At 73.7% G+C, this 20,718-nt stretch carries 19 protein-coding genes; 13 read left to right on the top strand and 6 right to left on the bottom strand.

Translation table 11 applies throughout. The features are described 5' to 3' along the window. Positions 1-366: 366 nt before the first annotated feature. Complete coding sequence (locus CRP39_RS15775; protein ID WP_097207344.1) at positions 367-990, bottom strand: alpha-ketoglutarate-dependent dioxygenase AlkB; 624 nt, start codon at positions 988-990, stop codon at positions 367-369. 105 nt (positions 991-1,095) lie between these two features. Next, complete coding sequence (locus CRP39_RS15780; RefSeq protein ID WP_097207345.1) at positions 1,096-3,321, bottom strand: RecQ family ATP-dependent DNA helicase; 2,226 nt, start codon at positions 3,319-3,321, stop codon at positions 1,096-1,098. An 81-nt stretch (positions 3,322-3,402) separates the two neighbouring features. Here CRP39_RS15780 and CRP39_RS15785 point away from each other — a divergent pair, with 81 nt between their 5' ends. The 7 genes from CRP39_RS15785 to pcaD all read left to right on the top strand — a co-directional run bounded on the left by CRP39_RS15785 (position 3,403) and on the right by pcaD (position 8,901). Beyond that, positions 3,403-4,221, top strand: a complete 819-nt coding sequence (locus CRP39_RS15785) for a PHP domain-containing protein (protein WP_097207346.1) — start codon at positions 3,403-3,405, stop codon at positions 4,219-4,221. A 59-nt stretch (positions 4,222-4,280) separates the two neighbouring features. Then, on the top strand, positions 4,281-5,237 hold the full coding sequence (locus tag CRP39_RS15790; protein ID WP_097207347.1) for a carbamate kinase: 957 nt from the start codon (positions 4,281-4,283) through the stop codon (positions 5,235-5,237). A gap of 27 nt (positions 5,238-5,264) precedes the next feature. Beyond that, positions 5,265-6,368: a barbiturase gene (bar, locus tag CRP39_RS15795; protein ID WP_097207348.1), complete on the top strand. Its 1,104-nt coding sequence runs from the start codon at positions 5,265-5,267 to the stop codon at positions 6,366-6,368. A 310-nt stretch (positions 6,369-6,678) separates the two neighbouring features. Beyond that, positions 6,679-7,266: a dioxygenase family protein gene (locus tag CRP39_RS15800; RefSeq protein ID WP_097207349.1), complete on the top strand. Its 588-nt coding sequence runs from the start codon at positions 6,679-6,681 to the stop codon at positions 7,264-7,266. An 83-nt stretch (positions 7,267-7,349) separates the two neighbouring features. Continuing rightward, positions 7,350-7,637 carry a muconolactone Delta-isomerase gene (gene catC, locus CRP39_RS15805; RefSeq protein WP_097207350.1) on the top strand — a complete coding sequence of 96 codons (288 nt, stop codon included), beginning with the start codon at positions 7,350-7,352 and terminating at the stop codon, positions 7,635-7,637. Next, positions 7,634-8,143, top strand: a complete 510-nt coding sequence (locus tag CRP39_RS15810; RefSeq protein ID WP_097207351.1) for a nuclear transport factor 2 family protein — start codon at positions 7,634-7,636, stop codon at positions 8,141-8,143. Before catC ends, CRP39_RS15810 begins: the two co-directional genes overlap by 4 nt. Continuing rightward, positions 8,140-8,901, top strand: coding sequence for a 3-oxoadipate enol-lactonase (gene pcaD / locus CRP39_RS15815; RefSeq protein WP_216359767.1), 762 nt, complete (start codon positions 8,140-8,142; stop codon positions 8,899-8,901). The genes CRP39_RS15810 and pcaD overlap by 4 nt, the downstream gene beginning before the upstream one ends. A gap of 90 nt (positions 8,902-8,991) precedes the next feature. Here pcaD and rpsD read toward each other — a convergent pair whose 3' ends face one another. Next, positions 8,992-9,594: a 30S ribosomal protein S4 gene (gene rpsD, locus CRP39_RS15820; protein WP_097207353.1), complete on the bottom strand. Its 603-nt coding sequence runs from the start codon at positions 9,592-9,594 to the stop codon at positions 8,992-8,994. Between the two features lie 70 nt (positions 9,595-9,664). Here rpsD and CRP39_RS15830 point away from each other — a divergent pair, with 70 nt between their 5' ends. Beyond that, positions 9,665-10,435 carry a DUF2470 domain-containing protein gene (locus tag CRP39_RS15830; protein ID WP_143426671.1) on the top strand — a complete coding sequence of 257 codons (771 nt, stop codon included), beginning with the start codon at positions 9,665-9,667 and terminating at the stop codon, positions 10,433-10,435. Positions 10,436-10,438: 3 nt separating this feature from the next. Here CRP39_RS15830 and CRP39_RS15835 read toward each other — a convergent pair whose 3' ends face one another. The 3 genes from CRP39_RS15835 to CRP39_RS15845 all read right to left on the bottom strand — a co-directional run bounded on the left by CRP39_RS15835 (position 10,439) and on the right by CRP39_RS15845 (position 14,114). Next, the gene (locus tag CRP39_RS15835; RefSeq protein ID WP_097207356.1) at positions 10,439-11,047 is read right to left on the bottom strand and encodes a hypothetical protein; all 609 of its coding nucleotides are present in this window, start codon (positions 11,045-11,047) and stop codon (positions 10,439-10,441) included. A 146-nt stretch (positions 11,048-11,193) separates the two neighbouring features. After that, positions 11,194-12,615 (bottom strand): YlbE family protein, encoded by a 1,422-nt coding sequence (locus tag CRP39_RS15840; RefSeq protein ID WP_097207357.1) that lies wholly within the window; start codon positions 12,613-12,615, stop codon positions 11,194-11,196. After that, positions 12,612-14,114, bottom strand: coding sequence for an AllF/FdrA family protein (locus tag CRP39_RS15845; RefSeq protein WP_245853904.1), 1,503 nt, complete (start codon positions 14,112-14,114; stop codon positions 12,612-12,614). Before CRP39_RS15845 ends, CRP39_RS15840 begins: the two co-directional genes overlap by 4 nt. A gap of 177 nt (positions 14,115-14,291) precedes the next feature. On the opposite strand from CRP39_RS15845, the gene CRP39_RS15850 reads away from it, so the two are divergent. From CRP39_RS15850 to CRP39_RS15870, 5 genes are all read left to right on the top strand, one after another. Beyond that, a complete protein-coding gene (locus CRP39_RS15850; RefSeq protein ID WP_097207359.1) occupies positions 14,292-15,767 on the top strand; it encodes a uracil-xanthine permease family protein in 1,476 nt (491 codons plus the stop codon). Positions 15,768-16,128: 361 nt separating this feature from the next. After that, the gene (locus CRP39_RS15855; protein ID WP_097207360.1) at positions 16,129-16,989 is read left to right on the top strand and encodes an FAD binding domain-containing protein; all 861 of its coding nucleotides are present in this window, start codon (positions 16,129-16,131) and stop codon (positions 16,987-16,989) included. Next, on the top strand, positions 16,986-17,501 hold the full coding sequence (locus CRP39_RS15860) for a (2Fe-2S)-binding protein (RefSeq protein WP_097207361.1): 516 nt from the start codon (positions 16,986-16,988) through the stop codon (positions 17,499-17,501). Before CRP39_RS15855 ends, CRP39_RS15860 begins: the two co-directional genes overlap by 4 nt. 72 nt (positions 17,502-17,573) lie before the next feature. After that, on the top strand, positions 17,574-19,997 hold the full coding sequence (gene cutA, locus CRP39_RS15865; protein ID WP_097207362.1) for an aerobic carbon-monoxide dehydrogenase large subunit: 2,424 nt from the start codon (positions 17,574-17,576) through the stop codon (positions 19,995-19,997). Then, complete coding sequence (locus CRP39_RS15870; protein ID WP_097207363.1) at positions 19,994-20,683, top strand: SRPBCC family protein; 690 nt, start codon at positions 19,994-19,996, stop codon at positions 20,681-20,683. Before cutA ends, CRP39_RS15870 begins: the two co-directional genes overlap by 4 nt. The last annotated feature ends 35 nt before the right edge of the window (positions 20,684-20,718 follow it).

Genomic DNA, 20,718 nt, shown 5'->3' on the forward strand with positions numbered 1-20,718 from the left:
CACACACAAACCGTGTGCAGCGCCGGGGGTATAAAACTTGGCACTGACTTTCGGCACGCTGTTGAGTTCTCAAGGAACGGACGCACAAGAACTCGAGCCTTTGTGGGCTGGTGTTCGAGGCGGTATGTCCACTGTACCCCGGGCTCCGCATCAGTCAAACCGCAGGGGTTCGGCTGGCGGTTGACCAGGCTGGCGGCCCGGTCCGTTCTCGCTCGGTGCAGAGAGGACAGTACACGCCCTCGGAGGGGTCGTGCACGGGGGGTTCGGGTGGGGGCCCTCACAGCCGTTGGCCCCGCTTTCGCGGGCCCGTGCAGCACCCGGACGGCGTCCGACGGGAGTGCCGCGGAACGTGCCGACACCTGCAGGTCAGGCCACGCCGCGCGGACGGAACTGGACGCTGACCCTCGGGCCGACCGCCTTCGCCGTCTTGGGGATGCAGTGCTCCCAGGTGCGCTGACAGCTGCCGCCCATCACCACGAGGTCGCCGTGCCCCAGCGGGAACCGCAGGGCCTTGCCGCCACCCACCGGACGGAGCAGCAGCGGCCGTGGTGAACCGAAGGAGACGATGGCGACCATCGTCTCCGCGCTGCGCCCGCGCCCGATGCGGTCGCCGTGCCAGGCGACGCTGTCCCGCCCGTCCCGGTACAGGCACATGCCGGCACTCACGAACGGCTCGCCGAGTTCGGGCCCGTAGTGGGCGTTCAGTGCTGTGCGCGCCTCGGTGAGCAGCGGGTGCGGCAGCGTCTCCTCGCCGCCGTACCACCGCAGCAAGCGCGGGACGGCGACCTCCCGCTCGTACATCTGGCGCCGGTCCGCCCGCCAGCCGATGTCCCCGAGCAGCACCTCGAGCACCGCATCGGATCCGGCCACCCAGCCCGGGAGGTGGTCGACCCAGGCGCCACGGCTCAGGGGGTGCCGGGTGACGGCGAGCGGACCGAGCGTCGCCTCCTCGGCGAGGTCCCACATCGACGGCTGGTGCGCGAGCGACATGGGCGCAGGCTACGTCGAATCGAACAGGTGTACGAGTACTGGACGGGGCGAGGGATCACCCGCGTACTCCCCCGGCGCCTCCGGCAGGGTCACGCCGGGGGCTCCTCAGGCCGTCAGGGCGAGCGCGAACGGCAGCACCCGGGAGGCGCCGGCCAGTCGCAGCTCCCGGCCGGCGACGGTCATGGTCCACCGCGAGTCGGCGAGGTCGTCGACGAGCAGGACCGGGACGGCGCCCAGTGAGGACAACCGCTCCCGCAGCTCCGGGCCCACGACGACGCGCTGCCACACCCCGGCCAGCCGGAAGGCGCTGTTCCCCCCAGGCTGCCCGGTCGGGCCGCCGTGCGCCAGCGACAGTTCACCGAGGTAGGGCAGCCGCCCGAGGGTGGCCAACCCCTGCGCCAGGCCGGTGACCAGGCGGGGGCGGCGCCGCGACGGCACCGCCACCACGGCCGCCGGCCGCTCGGCCCAGTCCCAGGCGCCGAGCACGCGCGCGCACGCGCGGAGGAGCTCGTCGTCCGGCGGGACGTCGGACACCGAGCGCTGCACGGGGACGTCGAACGCGGCGTCGGGGTCCTCCTCGAGGCCGGGGGCCTCCAGGTCGAGGGTCACGGTGCCGCCGACGCCGTCGTCACCGAGCAGGGTGCGCAGCCGCTGCCCCCAGCCGAGGTCGGTCAGCCGGGCGACCGCCCGGCCCGGGTCCAGCTGCTCCCCGGCCGCGATCTTCCCCTTGACCTCCACCCCCAGGCGGTCGGCACCGGTCGGCCACTGGGCGCGGGGGGCCAACTCGACGCCGGGGCGGTCGAGGGCGGCCGACGCCGCCTCGGCGGCCGCGGCGGGCACGTCCGTCGAGTACCAGGGTCCGGCGCACACGTCGCAACGCCCGCACGGTGCGGCGGTCGGATCGTCGAGCGCCTCCTGGAGGAACGCCATCCGGCACTCGGCCGCGTCGACCGGCTTGGCGTAGGCGAGCATCGCTCGCTGCTCGGCCTCGCGGGTCCGGGAGACCCGGGCGTAGCGGTCGGCGTCGTAGATCCAGGGGCGGCCGGTGGACCGCCAGCCGCCCTGGACCCGCTCGACGGCACCGTCGACGGCCAGCACCTTGAGCAGCAGCTCCAGGCGGGAGCGGCGCACGTCGGCCACCGTCTCGAGCCGGGCCACCGACCACGCCTTGCCGTCGGCCATCGCGCCGAGCACGGCCGCGGCGTGGTCCTCCCGGGGCATGGACGAGGTGGCGAACCACTGCCAGATCGCGAGGTCCTCCGGGCCGGGGAGGAGCAGCACGTCGGCGTGCTCCACGGCGCGACCGGCGCGGCCCACCTGCTGGTAGTAGCTGACCGGCGAGGACGGGGCGCCCAGGTGGACGACGAAGCCGAGGTCCGGCTTGTCGAAGCCCATCCCGAGGGCGGAGGTGGCGACCAGCGCCTTCACCTCGTTGGCCCGCAGCGCCTCCTCGGCGTCCTTGCGGTCAGCGTCGTCCAGCCGGCCGGTGTACGCGCGCACCTCGTGGCCGGCGTCGCGCAGCAGCGCGGCGGTCTCCTCCGCCGCGGCGACGGTGAGCGTGTAGACGATGCCGCTGCCCGGCAGGTCCCCGAGGTGGGCGGCGAGCCAGGCCAGCCGGGCGCGGTCGGTGGGCAGCCGCAGCACCCCGAGGCGCAGCGAGTCGCGGGCCAGGGGGCCGCGGACCGTGGTCACCGAGACACCGCCGGCGCCCAACTGCTCGGCGACGTCGGCGACCACGCGCTCGTTCGCCGTCGCGGTGGTGGCCAGCACCGGGGTACCGGCGGGCAGCGTGCCGAGCAGGTCGCGGATGCGGCGGTAGTCGGGGCGGAAGTCGTGGCCCCAGTCGGAGACGCAGTGGGCCTCGTCGACCACGAGCAGGCCGCACCGGGCGACCAGCCCCGGCAGCTGCTCCTCGCGGAACCTCGGGTTGGTGAGCCGCTCGGGCGAGACCAACAGGACGTCGACGTCGTCGGCGGCGAGGCGGGCCGCGACGTCGTCCCACTCGGTGGCGTTGGCGCTGGAGATCTCCACCGCGCGGATGCCGGCGCGGGACGCGGCGGCGACCTGGTCGCGCATCAGCGCGAGCAGCGGGCTGACCAGCAGGGTCGGGCCGGCGCCGCGGCGGCGCAGCAGGGCGGTGGAGACGAAGTAGACCGCCGACTTCCCCCAGCCGGTGCGCTGCACCACCAGGGCCCGTTCGGAGCGCTCGACCAGCGCGGCGACGGCGGCGTCCTGCCCCTCGCGGAACTCGGCGTCGGGACGGCCGGTCAGCTCGCGGAGGACCTCGAGGGCCTCCGACGTCAGCGGAGAGGGCGGCGCGGCGGTGCTCATGGGTCCCGACAGTAGGCAGCGCGGGCGACGGAACCGGCCGCCGCGCGCAGCCTGGGGACGGAGGGGGACAATCCACAGACGATGCGACCGCCGGACAACCACGTGCACACCAGGTGGTCCTGGGACACCTCCGAGACCTCGACGATGGTGCGCGCCTGCGAGCGGGCGGTCGCCCGCGGCCTGCCGGCCATCGCCTTCACCGAGCACCTCGACTTCACCACGTGGTCCCCGGAGGACCGCGCGACCGCCGACGGGCTGGTCGACCGGCACGCCTCCCGGCACCTGCCCATCGACATCGAGGGCTACTCCGCCGAGCTGGAGGAGTGCCGGGAGCGCTTCCCCGAGCTGCGGATCTGGTCGGGGGTCGAGACCGGCGAGCCGCACCTGTTCGCCGCGAGCGTGGCCCGGCACCTGAGCGACGCTCCGGTGGACCGGGTGCTCGGCTCGCTGCACTCGCTGAGCCAGGACGGCCGGCTCTACGGCGTCGGCCGGCTGCTCTACCCGGACCCCGACTCGACGATGCGGCGCTACCTCGCCGAGGTCGTGGACATGGTGGAGAACAGCGACGTCTTCCAGGTGCTGGCGCACGTCGACTTCCCCCGGCGCTACTGGCCCGGCGGCAGCGACCGGTACGCGGAGAAGGACTACGAGGAGGAGTACCGGGCGGTGTTCCGCGCGCTGGCCGACACGGGGCGGGCGCTGGAGGTCAACACCTCCAGCCCGCTGGCCTCGGTGGACCAGGTGCGGTGGTTCTTCGAGGAGGGCGGCGAGGCGATCAGCTTCGGCAGTGACGCCCACCAGCCGGCCGCCGTCGGCCAGTACTTCGACCTGGCCGTGGACGTCGTCGAGTCCGCCGGCTTCCGCCCCGGCCGCGACGCCTTCGACTTCTGGCGCCGCTGACCCGTCCCCGCCGGAAGAAGTACTTCACCGCTAAGGCACTTTGCGGCTAGGGTCTCCTGGTGACCTCCTCCCGCCGCGTCGTGATCGCCCTCGGCGGCAACGCGATGACCGGCCCCGACGGCTCGGCCACCCCGGGCGCACAGCAGGCCGCGATCGCCGGAGCCTGCGCGCACGTGGCGGAGGTCGTCTCCACCGGGGTGGAGGTCGTCCTCACCCACGGAAACGGTCCCCAGGTCGGGAACCTGCTGGTCAAGAACGAGCTCGCGGCGCACGAGGTGCCCCCGGTCCCGCTGGACTGGTGTGTGGCCCAGACCCAGGCGACGATCGGTTTCACGCTCGCCGACGAGCTGGACGCCGCCCTCGCGGCGCGCGGACTCCCCCAGCGCACCGCCAGCCTGATCACCCGCACCCTCGTCGACGCCGACGACCCGAACTTCCGCGAGCCGTCGAAGCCCGTCGGCCGGTTCCTGCCGCGCGAGAAGGCGGAGACCTTCATCGGGCACGGCCAGATCTGGGAGGACCGCGGTCCGCGCGGCTGGCGTCGCGTCGTCGCCTCGCCGGAGCCGCGCTCGGTGGTCGACGTCCCGGCGATCTCGGCGCTGGCCGGCGCCGGCTTCGTCGTCGCCTGCGCCGGCGGTGGCGGCATCCCGGTGGTGGACGACGGCACCGGCAGCGCGCTGCGTGGTGTCGAGGCGGTCATCGACAAGGACCTCACCGCCGCGCTGCTGGCCGCCGAGCTGGGCGCCGACACGCTGGTGATCGCCACCGACGTCCCGAACGTGATGGTCGACTTCGGCACGCCGTCCGCCCGGCCGCTGGAGCGGGTGACCGCCGCGGAGCTGCGCGCACACGCCGCCGCCGGTCAGTTCGCCCGCGGCAGCATGGGGCCCAAGGTCGACGCCGCGCTGCGGTTCGTCGGGGGCGACACCCCGGGCCGCCGCGCCGTCATCACCAGCCTCGAGCACATCTCCGACGCCGTCCGCGAGGACGCCGTCGGCACCGTCCTCACCGCCTGATCCGTCCCACCGACCGAGAGGAACGCCGTGCCCGCACCGATCGAGGTCCGCAAGGTCCCGCTGCACAACGTCAGTGACGCCTCCGAGCTGGCCAAGCTCATCGATGACGGCGTGATGGAGGCCGACCGGGTCATCGCCGTCATCGGCAAGACGGAGGGCAACGGCGGGATCAACGACTACACCCGCATCATCGCCGACCGTGCCTTCCGCGAGGTGCTGCTGGAGAAGGGCAGCCGGCCGCTGGAGGAGGTCAAGCAGATCCCGATCGTGTGGTCCGGTGGCACCGACGGCGTCATCAGCCCGCACGCCACGGTCTTCGCCACGCTGCCGGAGGACTCCGTCGAGAAGACCGACGAGCCGCGCCTGACCGTCGGCTACGCGATGAGCGACGTCCTGCTGCCCGAGGACATCGGCCGCGTCGCGATGGTGGCGAAGGTCGCCGAGGGCGTGAAGAAGGCGATGGAGGCTGCGGGCATCACCGACCCGGCCGACGTGCACTACGTGCAGACCAAGACGCCGCTGCTGACCATCGACACGATCCGCGACGCCCACGAGCGTGGACAGACCACGATCCTGGAAGAGCCGCACGGCTCGATGGACATCTCCAACGGGACGACGGCGCTGGGCATCGCGGTGGCGCTCGGCGAGATCGAGATGCCGACGCAGGAGCAGATCATGCGCGACCTCTCCCTCTACAGCGCGGTCGCCTCCTGCTCCTCGGGCGTGGAGCTGGACCGTGCGCAGATCGTCGTCGTCGGCAACGCCCGTGGGCACGGCGGCACCTACCGCGTCGGCCACTCGGTGATGGAGGACGCCCTGGACCAGGACGGCATCTGGGCCGCGATCCGCGACGCCGGCATCGACCTGCCCGAGCGCCCCCACCACACCGACCTCGGCGACCGCCTGGTCAACGTGTTCCTCAAGTGCGAGGCCTCCCCCGACGGCAAGGTGCGCGGCCGTCGCAACGCCATGCTCGACGACTCCGACGTCTCCTGGCACCGCCAGATCAAGGCCTGCGTCGGCGGCGTGACGGCGTCGGTGACCGGCGACCCGGCCGTGTTCGTCTCGGTCGCCGCGGTGCACCAGGGCCCCTCGGGTGGTGGCCCGGTGGCCGCCATCGTCAGGGCCTGACGACAGCACCACCTCGACGAGATCGGCGATCTCGTACGCCTGCACGACCTGTGGCATACGAGATCGCCGATCTCGTCGTGCGAGTACACGAAGTCCTCGACACCGCCGCCGACACCCTCCGCCCGGCCGTCGAGGACCTGCTCGTCCCGGCACCCTGAGCCGCTCCGGCGGGACGGGCCCGTCACGGTGCGCGAGTTCGGCGTGGGTCGGCCCGGGGTATCCCAGCGGCCACGACGTCGCGTTCCCGCACCCGCTGACCCCGTGCACCCGGCGCCGGGTGACCGGCGCACCCAGCACGAGGAGCCGCACCGTGACCACCACTGGACACGTCGGCCCCACCGCCGCCGGCTCGGGCGCGAACGCCACCGAGTCCTTCCGCAGCAACGAGCAGTACCGGGGCGCCTCAGCCGTCTCCCCCGAGCGGGTCAGCGCCGTCGTCAGCGCCGCCCTGGCCGGCGTCCACCAGGCCATCCGCGACCAGGACGTCACCCATCCGGAGTTCCAGGCCGCCAAGGCCTGGATGATCGAGGTCGGCGAGGGCGGGGAGTGGCCGCCGTTCCTCGACGTCTTCGTCGAGCACGACGAGCAGGGCACGCCGCTGGTCCTCGCCGGCCAGGTGCGCGACGTCGACGGCACCCCGCTGGCCGGCGCCGAGGTCGACCTCTGGCAGGCCGAATCCGAGGGCTACTACTCCGTCCACCTGCACCTGCTCGTCCGCGCCCCCGGCCACCGCACCATCACCACGCAGCTGTACTTCGCCGGTGGCGAGTGGCTCGACAGCGACGTCGCCGAGGCCACCAAGCCCGAACTCGTCCTCGACCCCCAGGAGCAGGACGACGGCACCCGGGCGGTCACCTACGACTTCGCCCTGGAGCCGGAGGAGACGGCGGCCGCCTGACGCGCCCCGGGGCGGACGGGATCGTCCCCGTCCGGCAGGGTGGACACCGCCCACCGACCACCACCAGCAAGGAGTTCCCGGACATGCTCTTCCACGTGCGCATGGACGTCGCCATCCCCCGCGACCTCGACCCCGAGGAGCGCACCCGGCTGGTGACCACCGAGAAGGCCCGCGCACTGGACCTGCAGCGCAGCGGCAAGTGGGTGCACCTGTGGCGGGTGGTCGGCGCCTACAGCAACGTCAGTGTCTTCGACGTCGACGGTACCGACGAGCTGCACGACATCCTGTGGAACCTGCCGCTGTTCCCGTTCATGACGATCACGGTGACCCCGCTGACCGAGCACCCGTCGGCCCTCTCGGCGAACCCGTGACCCCCGCGACCGGTGCGGGCCCGGTCGAGGAGCGGCTGCGGCGACTGGAGGACGTCGAGGAGATCCGCCGTCTCGACGCCGTCTACTGCCGGCTGCTCGACGACGGGGACTGGCCGGCCCTGGTCGACCTGTTCACCGCGGACGGCGTCTTCGACGGACTGTCCCGGGTGGCGGGCCGGGCCGACCTGCTGACCTTCTTCTCCGGCCTGGCCACCGGCGGGCTGACCGCCTTCTGGCACCACGTCTCCAACCTGGAGGTGGAGGTGTCCGGAGACGCGGCGACAGTGCGCTCCCTGCTGTGGCAGCCGTGCGTCGTCGAGGGCGTGCCGCACGTCGCGGCCGGGCGGTACGCCGACGAGCTCGTCCGCACCGCGGCGGGGTGGCGGTACCGCGTCAAGCGGGTCCGGTTCTCCTACTGGGCACCCCTGACGGTTGGATGGGACCAGCACCGGTTCAGCCTCGAGGCGGCTCGCGCCGCCGCCGTACCCAGGGGAGTCCACCCATGACCGCACGCCTGTCCGCCGTCGTCGACGGCCCGGACGACGCCCCCGTCCTCGTGCTCGGCCCGTCGCTGGGCACCGACACCGGGCTGTTCGATGCCCAGGCCGCGGAGTTCGCCGGCGACTTCCGCGTGGTGCGCTACGACCTGCGCGGGCACGGCGGCTCGGAGGTCGTCCCGGGCCCGTGCACGATGGCCGACCTCGCCGCCGACGTGGTGGCCCTGCTCGACCGGCTCGGCGTGGACCGGTTCTCCTACGCCGGGGTCTCCATCGGCGGGGCGATCGGGCAGCAGCTGGCGCTGACCGTGCCGGAGCGGCTGGAGAAGCTGGCGATCATCGCCTCGGCCGCGCAGTTCGCCGACCCGCCGTCGTGGACGGCGCGGGCCCAGCAGGTGCGCGAGCAGGGCACCGAGACGCTGGTCGGCTCCCGCACCGGCACGTGGTTCACCGCGGCCTGGGCCGAGCAGCACCCCGATGAGGCGCTGCGGCTGCTGCAGATGCTGCGGGACACCCCCGACGAGGGCTACGCCGCCTGCTGCGAGGCCATCGGCGACTTCGACGTCCGCGACCGGTTGGGTCAGATCACCATGCCGACGCTGGTCGTGGCCGGCGCGGAGGACCCGGCGACGCCGCCGGACATGGTGCGGCTGATCGCCGACGGCATCCCGGGTGCGCAGTTCCTCGTGGTCACCGGGGCGGGGCACCTGCCCAACACGACCGACCCGGAGACGGTCAACGCCGCGCTGCGCGGCCACCTGGCCTGAGCCGGTCCGCCGCCGAGATCGGCGATCTGGGCAGCATCAGCAGCTGATGGCGCCGAGATCGCCGATCTCGGCGGTTCACGGGCGTCCGGGTCAGCGGGAGTAGTACTCCACGACCAGCTGCTCCTCGCAGATCACCGGCACCTCGTCGCGGTCCGGCGTCCGCTCGTAGCGGGCGAGCAGGTCGGCCAGCCGCACCTCGAGGTAGGCCGGGGCGGTGGCGTGCGCACCGGAGGCGGCCACGACGAACGGGTCCTTGCGCCGCGACCGCTCGGCGATCTGCACGAAGTCACCCGGCCGCAGCCGGTAGGAGGGGCGGTCCACCCGCTTGCCGTTGACCAGCACGTGCTGGTGGGTGACGAACTGACGGGCCTGGTAGATGGTCCGCGCGAAGCCGGCCCGCAGCACGGTGGCGTCCAGCCGCGACTCGAGGTCCTGGATGAGCGCCTCGCCCGTCTTGCCGCCGGTCCGCTTGGCCCGGTCGAAGGCCGCCCGCAGCTGGCTCTCGCTGATGTCGTACTGCGCCCGCAGCCGCTGCTTCTCCTTGAGACGGGTGGAGTAGTCGCTGTCCTTGCGGCGCTTGCGGCCGTGCTCGCCCGGCGGGTAGGGACGGCGCTCGAAGTACTGCACGGCCTTCGGCGTGAGCGGGATGCCGAGCGCGCGACTGATCCGGACCTTGGGGCGCGGGGTGTTCACGGGACCTCCTGGTTTGGTTAGGCTCACCTTACTCTCGCTCGACACCCCGACGTCTACCCCGAGGGAAGTCATGACCGCTGGTCCCCGCCCCGCACCCCGGACGCCCGCCGCCGACGACGATCGCTCGTCCGTGGCCTCCGCCGCCGAGCGGGCCCGCACCGTCGCCACCCGGCAGGCCGCCTCCGTCACCGCCCTCGGGCTCGGCACCAGTCACCTGCTGGCCGCCACGACCACCGAGGACGGCGACGTGCTCGTCGTCGTCCCGCGCTCGGGCGGACTGGCCGCCGCGGTCGCGGCCGCCCCCGAGGGCGACCTGCCCGCGCGCGTGACGGTCACCTCCCGGTCCCCGCTCCCCCTGCGCAACCCGCTGCGGGCGCGGCTGGAGCTGGCCGGCTGGCTGACGCCCGTGCCGGCCCGCGACGAACCCGAGCGGGTGCTGGCCTTCGCCGCCGCGCACGCCGCCGACGTGCTGCTCGACGTCGGGCTCACCGCGATCCTGCTGCGCCTGGACCTCGCCGAGGTCCTCCTGCACGAGGGTGGCGGCTGCACCGAGCTCACGCCGGAGGAGTACGCCGCGGCGCGGCCCGACCCGCTGTGGACGGCGGAGACCGACCTGCTCGCCGACTGCGCCGGCCCGCTCGCCGAGCTGTGCGCGCGGGTGCGGGCGCGGACCGGCGACGACGACGTCCACCTGCTCGGCGTCGACCGCTTCGGCGTCGTCTTCCGCGTCGAGCACCGGCGCGGCTGCTACGACCTGCGGACGCCGTTCCCCACGCCGCTGGCCGGTCCCGCCGAGTTCGCCGCCGCCGTCGACGGCCTGCTGGCCTGCTCCCGCGGCTGACCGTCAGCGACGGGCGAACCAGCTGTCGCCAGGGAGGTCCGCCGGCGCCGCCGCCTCCGGCTCCTCCCACCCGGGCCGCTCCCAGGGCCACAGCTCGACGACCCGTCCGGCGGCCTGCCGGATCGCCGTCGCGTCGACCTCGGTGACCGTCTCGGGGATGCCCAGGTCGGGGCAGCGGACGACGAGGTGCAACGACCCCTCGGGCGGGAGCGGATGGAGCCACCACGACTGGTCGATCGTCAGGTCCGCGCTCGAGCCGGCGACGAGGTCGAAGGACACGTCCTCGCTGCCGACACCGGGGACGCTGCTCGCCCGCCGACCGTCGGCCAGCTCGACCCCGACCAGGAAGCGCGCGCCACCGGGGCCGTACTCCCACGTCAGCTCGCCCAGCCCGCGACCGCGGACGAGGGACGAGGAGGGGCGCACCCTGACGATGAGGTCGAACAGGACCCCGGTGGAGTGCACCCGCAACCCGAGCAGGGCGAGCCCGACGTCGTCCGTCCGGGCCATCACCACGTTGCGCTGCAGCGCGACCGGGATCTCGTTCTCCGGCGGTCCCATCCGCCGGATCTCGTCGTCCGACACGTCCGGAGGCCAGTTGGTCTGGTGCATGGCCCGAGCGTGCGCGCGACGACGACACCGGGGCAACCGCCGAGGCGGCGCGCCCGGTCGGACGAGGTCGGCCGGGCGCGCCGCGGCGCCTGGGAGTGGGCCCCGTCCCGGGCCCCGCGCTGAGCCGCGGAGGACGGGGTCCCCGCTCAGGCGGCGCGGGTCTCCTCGGCCAGGGCCCGCAGGGCCTGCTCGAAGCACTGCTGCGGCGGCTGGACCAGGCCGGCGCCGACCTGACCGGTGCCGGCGACACGGCCGGCCATCCCGGTGTTGATCTGCGGCAGCCACCCCGAGCGCGCCACCTTCAGGACATCGATCCCGGTCGGCGAGCCGCGGAAGCCGAGGATCGGCACCTGCATCGCGGGGTTCTCCGCGAGGGTGAGCTGGTACATCCGCTCGGTCGTGGCCAGCGCGTCGGGCACGGAGCCGCCGACGAACCGGACGATCGCGGGCGCGGCGGCCATGGTGAACCCGCCGACGCCGTAGGTCTCCATGATCGCGGAGTCACCGATGTCGGGGTTGGCGTCCTCGGGGCCGTAGTCGCCGAGGAACAGGCCGACGGGGGTGTTGGCCGGACCGGTGAACCAGCGGTCGCCGGTGCCGGCGGTCTGGATGCCGAACTCCGTGCCGTTGCGGGCCATCACGGTGACCATCGACGAGCCGGGGATGCCCCGGGCGGAGTCCATGGCCAGCTTCGCCGTCGGCATGCCGAGGTTGAGGAAGAAGTGCTCGTTGCCACCGGCGAACTCGAGCACCGCGGCGATGTCGGACGACGGCACGCCCTCCACCGCGACGATGGCCGGGGAGAGCTCGCGCAACGCCATCAGGGACCCGGCGCGGTTGCGGTTGTGCCCCTCGTCGCCCATCTGCAGCATCTGCGCGAGGATCGACTTCACGTCGACCGGGTCGGCGCCGGCGTCGACGGGGCCGCGCACGGCCTTGGCCAGCACCGGGCCCAGCACGTCGCGCATCCAGCGCAGCCGGGTGATCACCTCGTCGTTGTAGGCGCCCATCCGCAGCACCTTGCCGAGGCCCTCGTTGAGGTTGGAGAACGCCTGCCCGCCGTGCACCGGGTCCTGCAGGCACCACATCCACATCGACGGGCTGGTCACCCCGGCCATGGGCCCGACGGCGCGGTGGTGGTGACACGGGTCGAGGGTGATCTCGCCGGCGGCGAGGATCCGCTCCGCCTCCTCGGCGGTGTCGGCCCACCCCTCGAACAGACAGGCGCCGATCAGCGCGCCGCGCAACGGGCCGCTGGCGTCGGCCCAGGCGATCGGCGGGCCGGCGTGCAGCAGCATGCGGTCGGGCAGGCCGAGCACCTCGCGGGCCGGGCGGACGTCGACCAGCTGCGAGCCGGCGGCCATGATCCGCTCCACCGCGGTCCGGTTGGCCGCGGCCCGGCGGGGATCCAGGGCGAGGGCGGCCAGCTCGGCCGGATCACCGAAGCCCGGGGGACGCCAGTCGACGTCGTACACCTCGGCGCCCTGGGCGCGCAGCGCGTCGGAGAAGACGTCGACGCCGGCGGCGACGATGGCCGGCGGGGCGGAGAGCAGGTCAGCGAGGGTCATCGGACGGCTCCCAGCAGGTCGAGGGCGTACCGCGTGGCCGCGGCGTTGGAGGAGAAGACGGCGGCACCGGCGGCGGCGAGGGCGTCGGCCTGCCGGGACCAGCCCTGCGGGTCGTTCTCGGTACCGACGAGCGCGACCACGACCGGCAGCGGGGTGGCCGAGGCCGCCCGGGCGGCGGCCAGCGCGGGCACCAGGGAGGCGGCGGGGTCGGCGTCGGCCCCGTACCCGAGGACGACGTCCATGAGCAGCACCGCCGGCTCGTTCCCGGCGGCGACCCCCTCGAGGGCCTCGAGCCGCAGGGTCGGGTCGATCATCGGATGCGCGCGGCCGACGGTCAGCGCGTCGTCGCCGAAGTCGATGACGACGTGGCCCGCGGCGGACAGGTCCGTCCCGAGGTGGAGCTCCGGCCGCAGCGGGGTGTTGGAGCGGATGTCCCCGAGCGCGGGAGCCGCGAGCAGCATCGTCTCGTCGGCGAGGGTGCCGCCGGAGTAGAGGCCCTTGAGCACCGCGCCCGGCGCCGCGGCGACGCCGTCCCCGGGGCGGGACGGCCACTCCGGCACCGCGACGCCCATGTCGTCGAGCAGCGCCTCGACCGCGGCGGTGAGGTCGGGGGTCTGCGGCGAGAGGGCGGCGGAGCGGACGGGGACCGACAGCTGCGCGGCCGCCTCCGACACCGCGGCGGCCACCGACGGCGCCGGCGGCTTGGAGACCAGCAGCACCCGCTCGGTGGCCGCGTCGGCGTCCAGGGCGGCGAGCGCGTCGAGCGTGGCCAGGCCACCGACGGCCTCGGACAGGTCACGGCCGCCGACGCCGAGCACGTGGCTGACGCCGACGCCGGCCATGTCGAGCAGGCAGGAGACCTGCTGGGCGCCGGTGCCGCTGGCCGCCACGAGCCCGACGGGCCCGGGCCGGACGACGTTGGCGAAGCCCAGGGCGACCCCGGAGACGATCGCCGTTCCGCAGTCGGGGCCCATCACGAGGACGCCGGCGTCGTGCGCAGCGCGCTTGAGGGCGACCTCGTGCTCGACGGGGACGCCGTCGGAGAAGACCAGCACGCTGCGGCCCGCGGCGATCGCGTCGGCGGCCTCGGCGACGGCGTACTGCCCGGGGACGCTGACGATGGCCAGGGCCGAGCCATCGGTGGGCAGCGCGTCGAGGCCGGCGCCGATGGTGCGCGCCGGGATGGCGTCGGCCGTCGTGCTCGAGCGCTCCCGCGCGGAGAGAGCGGCGTCGACGGCGGCCACCGCGGCGGCGAGGACGTCGTCGTCGGCCGCCTTGACGGCGATGAGCAGCTGGTCGGGCGAGACGTCGCCGTCGGGCGCGAGGCCCATGTTCCGGGCCAGTTCCAGGTTCAGCGGCGTGGCCATCGCGACCAGGACGGCGGTGACGCCGTCGCGGGCGCCGATGTCACGGCTGACCTGCATCAACTTGACCGAGTCGGCGTAGACGCCGCTGCGGAGGGAGACGTGCCGGGCTCCGGCGTCGGATGGGGCGGTCACGCCGGGAACCGTACTCGCATGTTGCCTCAGCGTTAAGACATCTCCCGCCATAACGATTTAGCACTGAGGTACTTCCGCTCACCTCGTCGCGGTGACAGATTGGCGCCTCATCTGGTGCCGGGACACGCCATCATCCGGTTGCCGGCCTGGTCTGTGGTGCACGTCGAGGAGGCACTCATGGCGTTCAGTTGGAAGCTCTACGGGGACGGCAGGACCCCGCCGCTGGGCGAGGCCGTCGCCCCGGACGAGCGGTTGTCCTGGCCGCTCACCATCGGCATCGGCGCCCAGCACGTCGTCGCGATGTTCGGCGCGACCTTCGTCTTCCCGCTCGTCATGGGTCTGGACGCGAACCTCGCCATCATGATGAGCGGCGTCGCGACGATCGTCTTCCTGCTCATGGTCAGCGGGAAGGTGCCGAGTTACCTCGGCACCAGTGCCTCGTTCGTCGGCGGCGTCGTCGCCGTCCGTGCGGCCGGCGGCGACTCGTCGGACGTCGTGGGCGCGATCCTGGTGTCCGGCGTCGTCCTGGCGCTGGTGGGTGTGCTCATCCACTTCGCCGGCGTGCGGTTCCTCCACGCCATCCTGCCGCCCGCCGTCACCGGCGCCGTGGTGCTGCTGATCGGCTTCAACCTGGCGCCGGTCGTCGCCGGCATCTACTGGCCGCAGGACCAGTGGGTCGCCCTGGCCACGATGGCCTTCGTCATCGTCGCCTCGCTGGCGCTGCGCGGCTTCTGGGCCCGCATCTCCATCCTGCTGGGGCTGATCTTCGGCTACCTGCTCTCCTGGCTGCTCGACGCCACCACCGGCCCGATCACCTCGGTGCTCGGCGGCGCGACCGAGGCGACCGAGCACGACCGCCTCGTCAACATCACCGGGGTCGGCGACGCACCGTGGATCGGGCTGCCGGACTTCACCGCACCGAGCTTCTCACTGAACTTCAGCCTGCTGGTGCTGCCCGCCGTCATCGCCCTGGTCGCCGAGAACACCGGTCACGTCAAGGCGGTCGCCGCGATGACCAAGCGCGACCTCGACCCGGTCATGGGCCGCGCCATCGCCGCGGACGGTGTCGGCACCGTCATCGCCTCGGCCGTGGGCGGTTCGCCGACGACCACGTACGCCGAGAACATCGGCGTCATGGCCGCCACCCGCGTCTACTCCACCGCGGCGTACTACGTGGCCGCGATCGTGGCGATCCTGCTCGGCCTCTGCCCGAAGTTCGGCGCCCTGATCAACGCCATCCCCGGTGGCGTGCTCGGCGGCATCACCGTCGTCCTCTACGGGATGATCGGCCTGCTCGGCGCGAAGATCTGGAAGGAGAACCGGGTCGACTTCGCCAACCCGATCAACCTCGTGCCGCTGGCCGCGGGCATCATCATCGCGATCGGCAACGTCACGCTGGTGTTCAGCGAGAACTTCTCGCTGGGCGGGATCGCGCTCGGCACCATCGTCGCCGTCGTCGGCTGGCACGTCGCCCGCGCCATCGCGCCGGTCGAGATGAAGGAGGCGCTGCTCCGGGAGGGCGCCGTCCCGGCTGCCGCCTCGACGTTCGGGCACGTGCACGGCGACGAGGTCACCCCGGACCCCTCCTCGGTCGACGAGGTCGGCCGGCCCGGGGTCCCCGGCTCGCCGGGCGAGGGCCCGATCCGGCGGTGACCGACGGCGTCCGGCCCTGACCCCAGGGCCCGCCGCCAGCATCCGACAGAGGGGACCCCGCCGGCTCGTGGCGGGGTCCCCTCTGCGGTCCGGCCGGGACGTCCGCACCCCGCGCGCCGCCACCCGATCCGCCCCTCCGCGGGCGCGCGTCGGAGCCCCTCCGGGCGCGCGCCGACACGGCCCCGACGGGCCAGACAATTTAGCGCTGAGGTACTTCCGTCCCGGCTGAGCACGTGAAACTCTCGCAACTCCGGTCCGGGACGCGCTCCCCGAGGTCCCGCCCGGATCCGCGCGACAAGGAGGCACTCGTGGCGTTGCGCCAGAACTCGCACCCCGGTGGCGGCCAGGGAGCCGGCGCCCGGTGAAGCCCGCCCCGTTCCGTTACGCCGACCCCCGTTCGCTGGAGGAGGCCCTGGAGCTCCTCGCCACGGAGGAGGGCGCCAAGGTCCTCGCCGGCGGGCAGTCCCTGCTCCCGCTGCTGTCGATGCGGCTCGCGGCCCCGGCCACGCTCGTCGACATCAACAAGGTGCCCGGCCTCGACGCCGTCGACGTCACCGGCGACGGCGTGCGTGTCGGGGCCCTCGTCCGGCACGCCACCCTGCTGCACGACGCCGCCGCGGCGCGGGTCCAGCCGCTGCTGACCCGGGCGACGGCGAACGTCGCCCACCCGGCCATCCGCAACCGCGGGACCACGGTCGGCTCGATCGCGCACGCCGACCCCTCGGGTGAGATGACCTCCGTCCTCGCCCTCACCGGCGGCTCGGTCACCGTGGCCACGCCCGGCGGCGTCGAGACCGTCCCCTGGGACGAGTTGTTCGTCGGCCCGCTCGAGACCTCGCTGTCCGGGCCGGCCCTCGTCACCTCCGCCTTCTTCCCGGCCCTGCCCGCGCGCTCGGGCACCGCCTTCGCCGAGGTCGCCCGCCGCAAGGGCGACTACGCGGTCTGCGGCGCCGGCGTCGTCGTCACGCTCGACGAGTCCCGTCGCGTGTCGGCCGCGCGCGCCGCCTACATCTCCGTCGGCCTGGTGCCCGAGGTGCACGACCTCAGCGACGCCGTCGCCGGCCAGCCGGTGGAGGAGGCCGACTGGGCCGCCGCCGGCGAGCTGGCCCGCACGCTGGTCGACCCGGACGGCGACATCCACGCCAGCGCCGACTACCGCCGCCTGCTGGTCGGCGTCCTGACCGAACGAACGCTGGCCGAAGCCGCTGGGGGGATCGCATGACCTCGGTCGACACCGAGCGGACCATCACCGTCACCGTGAACGGTGTTCCTCGTGAGACCACCGTGCCGGTGCGCCGGCTGCTGTCGGACGCGCTGCGCCACGACCTAGGGCTGACCGGCACCCACGTCGGCTGCGAGCACGGCGTCTGTGGCGCCTGCACGGTGCTGGTGGACGGCGCCCCGATGCGCTCCTGCCTGGTGCTCGCCGTCCAGGTCGACGGTGCGTCGGTGGAGACCGTCGAGGGCCTGGCCCGCGTGGACCACCAGGGCGGGCAGGTGCTGCACCCGGTGCAGGAGGCCTTCCGCGAGTGCCACGCGCTGCAGTGCGGCTTCTGCACCCCGGGCTTCCTCATGACCATCAAGGCCGGCCTGGAGAACCGCGACGCGTCGGCCGACCTCACCGAGGAGGAGGTCGACGAGATGGTCGGCGGCAACCTCTGCCGGTGCACCGGCTACGCCAACATCAAGAAGGCCGTCCACCACGCCGCCGCGGCCATGAAGGACGCCCAGTGATGTCGGTCTCCGCGGAAACCGACACGGACCGGCCGTCGGTTTCCGCGGAAACCGACGGAGAGGGGGACCGCGATGACGACCAAGCTGTTCGGTGAGCCGGTCCGCCGGCGCGAGGACGCCCGCCTGATCACCGGCAAGGGCCGCTACCTCGACGACATCGGGCACCGCGCCCTGGCCGCCGCCTTCGTGCGCAGCCCGCACGCGCACGCCCGGATCGTCGACATCGACGTCGAGCCGGCCCTGGACGTCGAGGGCCTGGTCGCGATCTACACCTACGAGGACCTCACCGGCCCGCTGGCCGAGCCGCTGCCCGTCCTCATCCCGCACCCGCAGCTGACCGCGCCGCGCACCGGCTACCCGCTGGCCAACGGCGAGGTCAACCACGTCGGCGAGCCGATCGTCATGGTGGTGGCGACCGACCGGTACCTGGCCGAGGACGCCGCCGAGCGGATCGTCGTCACCTACGAGGAGCTCCCGGTCGTCGTCGGCGTCGACGCGGCCCGCGCCGCCGAGCACACCGTGCACGAGGAGATCCCGGACAACGTCGCCGCCCGGCACCACCAGGAGACCGGCGACGTCGAGCCGGCCCTGGCATCCGCGCCGCACACGCTGTCGTTCACCCAGTACATCGAGCGCAGCGCCTGCACGCCGATGGAGGGCAAGGGCGTGCACGCCCGGTGGGACGCCGACGACTCCTCGCTGCGGGTCTACACCAGCACCCAGGCCTCGACGTCGGTGCGCGCGGCGATCGCCGCGAAGCTGGAGCTGTCGCTGGACGCGGTCGAGGTCATCGCGCCGGACGTCGGCGGCGGGTTCGGCGTGAAGATCGTGCACCCGTGGCCGGAGGAGCTGCTGGTGCCGATGGCCGCGATCGCGCTGGGCCAGGAGGTGAAGTGGGCCGAGGACCGCCGCGAGCACTTCATCTCCAGCGCCCACGAGCGCCAGCAGCGCCAGGAGGTCACCGTCGGGTACGACGACGACGGCCGGATCACCGCGCTCGACGTCCACATCTGGCACGACAACGGCGCGTACACGCCCTACGGGATCATCGTGCCGATCATCACCGCGACCCAGCTGGTCGGTCCGTACGCGATCCCGGTGTACCGGGTGGTCGTGGAGAGCGTCTACACCAACACCGTCATCGTGACGCCGTACCGCGGCGCCGGGCGGCCGCAGGGCTGCTATGCGATGGAGCGGACGATGGACCGCATCGCCGACGCGCTCGGCCTGGACCGGGCCCTCGTCCGGGAGCGGAACCTCATCCAGCCCGACCAGTTCCCCTACGACCACCGGCTGACCTTCCAGGACGGCCGGCCGGTCATCTACGACTCCGGCGACTACCCGGGCCTGCTCGACAAGCTGCGCACCCTGGTCGGCTGGGAACAGGCCGAGACCCTGCGGGCCGACGCCGAGGCGCGGGGCCGGCTGCTCGGCGTCGGGATGGCGCTGTACGTGGAGGGCACCGGGCCCGGCCCCTACGAGGGCGGGCACGTGCAGGTCCTCGGCAGCGGCAAGGTGCTGGTGTCGACCGGGCTGACGTCGCAGGGCCAGGGCCACGAGACGGCGTTCGCGCAGATCGTCGCCTCGGAGCTCGGGGTGCCGATCGAGGACGTCGAGGTGACCACCGGCGACACCCGGCGGTTCGGCTATGCCGTGGGCACGTTCGCCTCGCGCGCGGCGGTGATGAGCGGCAACGCGATCGCCCTGGCCGCGCGCGGCGTGCGGGAGAAGGCGCTGCGGATCGCCGCCGACGTCCTGGAGGCCGACCCCGGCGACCTGGAGATCGAGGAGGGCGTCGTCCAGGTGAAGGGGACGCCGGGCGCCTCGATCCCGCTGCGGACGGTCGCCGTCCTGTCCAACCCGCTGCGGTACGCCTTCGACGAGGCGGCGAAGCAGGCCACCCAGTTCGCCGGGCCGGGCGACGACTCCAAGCCGCCCGTGGCCGAGGGCGACGCCCCGGGCCTGGAGCACCGCGACTACTACTCGCCGATCCGGTCGACCTTCGCCTCGGGCGCGCATGCGGCGATCGTGGAGATCGACCCGACGACGTGGGAGATCGACGTCGTGAAGTACGCGGTCGTCCACGACTGCGGCAACGTCGTGAACCCGATGATCGTCGAGGGCCAGGTCCACGGCGGCGTCGCGCAGGGCATCGGCGGCGCGCTGTACGAGCGGATGGCCTACGACGACTCCGGGCAGCTGCAGAACGCCTCGTTCATGGACTTCCTGATGCCGTACGCGTCGGAGATCCCGGACGTGGTGATCGACCACCAGCAGACGCCCTCGCCGCTGAACCCGCTGGGCCTCAAGGGTGCCGGCGAGGCCGGGGTCATCCCGGGGACGGCGGCGATCGCCTCGGCCATCGAGGACGCCACCGGGCGGCGCATCGCCTCGATGCCCATCTCCCCCACCGAGCTGTACGACCTGATGCGATCCCCCGATTCCGAACAGACCGCCGCGGCCGCACGCCGGGCGAGGACAGGAGTGAGTGCGTGAACCTCGACGGCTCTGCGGTGCTGCACGCCGACCCGGAGAAGGTGTGGTCGGTCATCACCGACCCCGCGGTGCTGGCCCGCACGATCCCGGGCTGCGAGTCGCTCGAGCTCGTCGGTCAGGACGAGTACAGGATGAACGTCTCGGTCGGGGTCGGCGCGATCAAGGGCACCTACGCCGGTGAGGTGCGGCTGACCGACCAGCAGCGGCCGTCGTCCTACGTGATGCACGCCTCCGGTGCCGGCGCGCCCGGCAACGCGCGGGCGACGGTGACGATCAACCTCTCGCCCGCCGACTCCGGGACGACGACCCTGACCTACTCGGCCGACGCCGTCATCGGCGGGCCGGTCGCCGGTGTGGGCCAGCGGATGATCACCGGCGTCGCCAAGCGGATGGCCGGGCAGTTCTTCAAGGCGATCGACGACGAGCTGACCGGTGCCGCCGTGCCGGTGGCCACCGAGGCGCGCCCGTCGGCCGCCGCGGTGAGCGAGACGGCGGTGCCCGCGCCGGCTCCGGCCGCCGGTGCCCCCGCTGCCCAGCCGCAGGTGTTCGCCGGCCGGGCCGCGGCCGCGCCCGCCGTCGGCGCGCCGTCCGACGTCCGGACGCTGGTGACCGGCGCGCTCGGCGGCGCGGGGCTCACCCTGCTCGGCGTCCTCGTCGGCTGGCTCCTGGGCCGCCGCAGGAGCTGAGCCCCCGCGCGTACACGCCGAGGGCCCTCTCGATC

It is taken from the genome of Geodermatophilus sabuli (genome assembly GCF_900215145.1).
GTDB lineage: Bacteria > Actinomycetota > Actinomycetes > Mycobacteriales > Geodermatophilaceae > Geodermatophilus > Geodermatophilus sabuli.

Excerpts from the sequence above, each read along its gene's own strand:
- CRP39_RS15775 (WP_097207344.1), bottom strand. The coding sequence starts at position 990 with ATGTCGCTCGCGCACCAGCCGTCGATGTGGGACCTCGCCGAGGAGGCG.
- CRP39_RS15780 (WP_097207345.1), bottom strand. The coding sequence starts at position 3,321 with ATGAGCACCGCCGCGCCGCCCTCTCCGCTGACGTCGGAGGCCCTCGAG.
- CRP39_RS15785 (WP_097207346.1), top strand. The coding sequence starts at position 3,403 with ATGCGACCGCCGGACAACCACGTGCACACCAGGTGGTCCTGGGACACC.
- catC (WP_097207350.1), top strand. The coding sequence starts at position 7,350 with ATGCTCTTCCACGTGCGCATGGACGTCGCCATCCCCCGCGACCTCGAC.
- pcaD (WP_216359767.1), top strand. The coding sequence starts at position 8,140 with ATGACCGCACGCCTGTCCGCCGTCGTCGACGGCCCGGACGACGCCCCC.
- CRP39_RS15830 (WP_143426671.1), top strand. The coding sequence starts at position 9,665 with ATGACCGCTGGTCCCCGCCCCGCACCCCGGACGCCCGCCGCCGACGAC.
- CRP39_RS15835 (WP_097207356.1), bottom strand. The coding sequence starts at position 11,047 with ATGCACCAGACCAACTGGCCTCCGGACGTGTCGGACGACGAGATCCGG.
- CRP39_RS15840 (WP_097207357.1), bottom strand. The coding sequence starts at position 12,615 with ATGACCCTCGCTGACCTGCTCTCCGCCCCGCCGGCCATCGTCGCCGCC.
- CRP39_RS15850 (WP_097207359.1), top strand. The coding sequence starts at position 14,292 with ATGGCGTTCAGTTGGAAGCTCTACGGGGACGGCAGGACCCCGCCGCTG.
- CRP39_RS15860 (WP_097207361.1), top strand. The coding sequence starts at position 16,986 with ATGACCTCGGTCGACACCGAGCGGACCATCACCGTCACCGTGAACGGT.
- cutA (WP_097207362.1), top strand. The coding sequence starts at position 17,574 with ATGACGACCAAGCTGTTCGGTGAGCCGGTCCGCCGGCGCGAGGACGCC.